Consider the following 3,213-nt stretch of genomic DNA (forward strand, 5'->3'; position numbering starts at 1 on the left):
CGCAGCAGGCGCGCGCGCAGGGCCTGGTCCTCGACGGCGTGCTGCATCAGCAGCTCGACCAGCTCCGCTGCCGGCAGCGACTGCAGGTGGCGGCGGATGGTCGGCAGCTCGCCCTCGGTGAGTCCGGCGGCGGCGCGCCCGGCCAGCCAGGCGAGCGCCACGGCGGCGAGGTGCTTGCAGAAGCCGCCCTCGTTGCCCATCGGGCAGTTGCAGCGGCGCCTCAGCTCGTCGTTGCGCACGGCGAATTCGACCACGTAGGGCTGCGGGCGCGAACCCTGCACGCGGGCTTCCAGCCGCTGCGGCTCGACCGTGAGCCAGGTGATGGCATCGCCTTCGGCGTAGGGCTGCGCACGCTGCAGCGTCGCGCGGTCGGTGCTGCGCACCAGCGTCATCGGCGTCAGCAGGGTTTCGAGGGTTTCGGACATGGCGACGATCTCCTGCGGCCCGGCAAACCGGGCTGCGGATGATGCCGCATCCGCAGGAGATGCGCGTGGCGGCTCAGCGCCGGCACTGCGTGTCCGGCTGGTCCGGGCCGAGCGTGTCGAGGGCGTTGACCGGGTGCAGGAAGCCGTCGACCGGGGCGCTCGCGGCCACGCCGTTGCCGAAGGCGAGGAACACCGGCTGGCGCAGCTGGCCGTCCCAGGCGCGGAACGACAGCCGCGCGCCCTTGAAGCCGTCGACGACCAGCTCCGGCCCGCGCAGGTAGGCGAGCAGCTTCGCCGGATCGGCGTCCGGCACGTGGCCGGCGGCCTCGACCAGCGCCTTGACCGCGACCCAGGCCGCCCAGTCGGCGCCGCGCATCGGGCGCTTCGCGTGCTTCAGGAAGCGGTTGTTGAGCTGCGGCGCGCCGTTGCGCTCCCAGGACCAGTGCCAGGCCTCGGGCGCCAGTCCGGCCGAGCCGACCGTCGGGCGCGGCAGCTGGCCGCGGTAGTTGGCGTCGCGCGCGAACTCGCCGTCGGTATCGGCGATATAGAGCGCGTCGTAGTCCTCGCCGGCGGTCAGCAGCGCGACGTTGCCGAGATCGCGCTCGCGCGGGTCGTTCGACAACCGGAAGCTGCGCGTGTCGACGATCTTCAGCCCGAAACGCCTGGCGGCGGCCGTGAAGGCCGCAAGCCGCAGCTGGTCCTCGGGGCGCGGGCCGACCAGCACCAGCACCTTGCGCCACTTGCGCGACACCAGGTACTGCGCGAGGCCGTCGGCGAGCATGGCCTCGGACGGCATCGTGTGCAGCAGCTGCGGCTGGCAGCGCGCGGCGCGCAGCGCATCGTCGCCGGCCGAGACGTTGATCAGCGTCACGCCGCCCGTGCGCGTCGCCTGCGCCAGCGCATCGAGCGCCGCCGGCGGCAGGTCGACGAGCACGAACTTCGCGCCGCCGGCGACGAGGCCGTCGAACGCGCCGCGCACGCTGGCGGCGTCATCGCCCGCGGCCTCGGCGCTGTCGAGCCGAAGCTTCAGCCCCTGCGCCTCGGCCGCGAACTCCGATTCCTCGATCGCGACCTCGGCCCCGGCGAGCGGCGAGCCGCCGGGCTGGCCCTGGAACTGGTGTTCGAGGCGCGTGCGCTCGTAGCGCGGATCATCGGCGAGGCCGAGAAAGCCGATCGCCAGCTCGGCGGCGATGGCCGGCGTGACGACGAGGACGGCAGCAAGACAGGCGGCGAGGCGCAGGCGGCGCATGGGGCGGGTTCTCCGGGTTCAGTCGTCGATCGCGATGCTGTGCGGCACGCGCCCGGCGCGGATGGTCTTGACGGCCTTGCGCGTGGCGGTGTCGACGACCGAGACATCGTCGCTGAGGCCGTTGGCGACGAACAGGCGCTGGCCGCTGCGATCGAGCGTGAGGCCCCAGGCGCGCTTGCCGACCAGGATGTAGTCCTGCACCGCGCGGCTGGCGACATCGACGACGGCGACGTGGTTGGCCTTGCCGAGCGCGACATACGCCGTCCTGCCATCGGCGCTCATCGTGATGCCGACCGGCGAGACATCATCGGCGCGGAAGCCCTTCGGCTCGAACTTCAGGGTCGCGGCGACCGTGTGGCCGGCGGTCTCGATGATGCTGACGCTGGCACCGAGTTCGTTGGTGACCCAGAGCTGCGTGCCGTCCGGCGTCATCGCGAAACGGCGCGGGCGGTTGCCGACCTTGGCGGTCTTCATGACCTTGCCGGCGACCGGATCGACGGCCGAGACCAGGCTCGCGACCTCGGAGGTCACGTAGACGGTCTTGCCGTCGGCCGACACCAGCACGCCCTCGGGCTCGCCGCCGACCTTGACCTCGCCGGTCTGCTTCCTGGTCGCGAGATCGATGATGCCAAGTACGGAATCCTCCTCGCGCGACACGTACAGCGTCTTGCCGTCCGGGCTCAGGTCGAACATCTCCGGGTCCTCGCCGACCGGGATGCGCCCGGTGACGGCGAGTGTGGCCACGTCGATCACGTCGACGCGGTCCGCATCGCCGCAGGCGGCGTAGAGCTTCGTGTGATCGGGGCTGAACATCAGGTCGCGCGGGCGCTTGCCGGTCGGGATCACCTTGACGACTTCGAGCGTCTTGCCGTCGAGCGCGGTCACGGCGTTGTCCTTCTCGCTGCTGATGAACACCAGGCCGGTGTCCTTCGCGACGGCCGGCGCGGCCAGGAGCGCGGCGGCGAGCGCCACGGCGAGCGGATGCATGCGGTTCATCGGCGGGTCTCCTCCGGAGGTCTGATCCGGGTTTTCCTGGGGTGGATGCGTCTGCGGGACTGCGCACCTTGCCGCCGCCGGCGCGCCCTGCAAACCCGCAGGCCGGCGATTCGGGAAGAATTCCCGGAAAGTCCGCCCGGAGCGCGGACGTTCAGTCGCTGGCCCCGCCGGTCATGGCCAGGAAGGCATCGGCGAGGTTCGCGGCCCCGCGTTCGGCCACCAGTGCCGCCGGCGTGCCGGTGAACAGCACGTGCCCGCGGTGCAGCACGACGACGCGATCGGCGCGCTCGGCCTCATCGACCAGATGCGAGGCCCACAGCACGCCGACACCGCGCGCGTGCTTCAGGGCCAGCACGTCATCGAGCAGCTGCCGGCGCGAGGCCGGGTCGAGGCCGACCGTGGCCTCGTCCATCAGCAGCACGTCAGGCTCGTGCACCAGCGCGCGCGCCAGCTCCACCTTGCGGCGGTTGCCGCCGGACAGCGCCCGCGCCGGCTCGTGCGCGCGCTCGGTCAGGCCGAGGCGGGCCAGCTCGGCGTCGATGC

Annotated in this window: 4 protein-coding genes; all 4 read right to left on the reverse strand. The window is 72.3% G+C overall.

Annotated elements, in window-relative coordinates; translation table 11 throughout:
- A partial coding sequence (locus PKE44_RS17005; protein WP_324553638.1) for an SWIM zinc finger family protein occupies positions 1–425 on the reverse strand: 425 nt, incomplete at its 3' end.
- A 73-nt stretch (positions 426–498) separates the two neighbouring features.
- Positions 499–1,674, reverse strand: a complete 1,176-nt coding sequence (locus tag PKE44_RS17010) for an ABC transporter substrate-binding protein (protein ID WP_324553640.1) — start codon at positions 1,672–1,674, stop codon at positions 499–501.
- 18 nt (positions 1,675–1,692) lie between these two features.
- Positions 1,693–2,670 carry a PQQ-dependent catabolism-associated beta-propeller protein gene (locus PKE44_RS17015; RefSeq protein WP_324553642.1) on the reverse strand — a complete coding sequence of 326 codons (978 nt, stop codon included), beginning with the start codon at positions 2,668–2,670 and terminating at the stop codon, positions 1,693–1,695.
- 151 nt (positions 2,671–2,821) lie between these two features.
- A partial coding sequence (locus PKE44_RS17020) for an ATP-binding cassette domain-containing protein (RefSeq protein WP_324553644.1) occupies positions 2,822–3,213 on the reverse strand: 392 nt, incomplete at its 5' end.

Origin of the sequence: Plasticicumulans sp. (assembly GCF_035331805.1) — a bacterium.
Lineage (GTDB): Bacteria > Pseudomonadota > Gammaproteobacteria > Competibacterales > Competibacteraceae > Plasticicumulans.

Bases quoted from the DNA above. Each gene is read 5' to 3' on its own strand.
- PKE44_RS17010 (WP_324553640.1), bottom strand. From the start codon at position 1,674: ATGCGCCGCCTGCGCCTCGCCGCCTGTCTTGCTGCCGTCCTCGTCGTC.
- PKE44_RS17015 (WP_324553642.1), bottom strand. From the start codon at position 2,670: ATGAACCGCATGCATCCGCTCGCCGTGGCGCTCGCCGCCGCGCTCCTG.